Annotated in this window: 1 pseudogene; it reads right to left on the bottom strand. The window is 49.0% G+C overall.

Annotated elements, in window-relative coordinates:
* Positions 1-180 precede the first annotated feature (180 nt).
* Positions 181-1368, bottom strand: a pseudogene (locus E0D98_RS24240) (IS3 family transposase); the annotation flags it as partial.

Here is a 1368-nt window from a genome sequence, read left to right as displayed (position 1 = left end):
CTCTTGTGGTGAGAGCATAAAAAAGCCCCCACGAGCTTTATTACTAAATTCAATACAAACAACAAATTATGCTCTTAACGTACGTTTTCGTTCCATTGGCCCTCAAACCCCTAATTGGTATCCCCCTATCGGTTAAAAGGGCCTGTCCTTGACCCACGATATTCAGACAGTCGTTGTATCTTAAGTTGACGTTACCCGCTGACGTCGATATTCCCTTGGTGAGAGATAACCTAACGCACTATGCGGATGGGTTTCATTGTAATGCTCGATCGCCACTGCAAGGTTATGCAATGCCGTTCTTACATTCGGTTTCGGCATGAACGCGATGTAGTCTTCTTTCATCGTTTTCACGAACCTTTCTGCCATTCCATTGCTCTGAGGGCTACTGACTGCCGTTGTGCAGGGCTCCAGATTCAACTCTCTGGCGAACTGCCGTGTTTCATGAGCTGTATAAGCCGAACCGTTATCAGTCAGCCACTGGATTGGCCGTTCCGCTCCTTTATCGCCAAAGCGTTTTTCTATTGCTCCTAACATGACATCCTGCACCGTTGCTTTGTCATAACCCTCGTGCTTGCGGCCCAGTCTATGGCTTCACGATCGCAACAGTCCAGTGCGAACGTGACACGCAGTTTTGCGCCATCATCACAACCGAACTCAAAGCCATCGGAACACCAGCGCTGGTCGCTTTCCTTCACCGATATTCGGCCTTTATGTTCCCGCTGCGGCCGTGAAGGTTTGTCATGTAACAACAACAGGTTATTTTCGCTCATTATCCGATAAACGCGCTTTGCATTCACGAACGGCACTCCTTTGTTACGGGACTGTCGTCTGAGAATGGCCCAGACACGACGATAGCCATATGTCGGCATATCGCTGATGATATCAAGGATACGTGCTAACACTTCCGCATCCGCAGCCTCATCACATCTGCGACGACGTTTATTCGGCTTATTACCAGATGTTTTCATCCGTTGTGCCAGTTGCGCACGCGACACGCCCAGAATACGGCTTACCAGGGTTATTCCTTGTCCGTTGGCAACAAGGGCGCATGCGCTATCCATTTTCGCGACTGACCATACTCCACCGCTTCTTTGAGGATCTCAACTTCCATGGTTTTCTTACCCAGCAAGCGCTGTAACTCTTTTATTTGTTTTATAGCGGCAGCCAGTTCTGAGGCAGGAACGACATCCTCTCCGGCAGCAACAGCAGTGAGACTTCCTTCCAGATATTGTTTTTTCCACTTAAACAACAGGCTGGGCTGAATACCATGCAAACGCGCCACATGGGACACCGTCATACCGGGTTCCATTGTCTGCTGAATAATGGCGATTTTTTCCTGAGGAGTTTTACGTTTACGAAGCTCCTGCC

Source organism: Escherichia sp. KCJ4928, assembly GCF_004352695.1.
GTDB lineage: Bacteria > Pseudomonadota > Gammaproteobacteria > Enterobacterales > Enterobacteriaceae > ECMA0423.
Note: the sequence above shows the minus strand (reverse complement) of the source record. Positions and strands in the feature narration are given on the sequence as shown.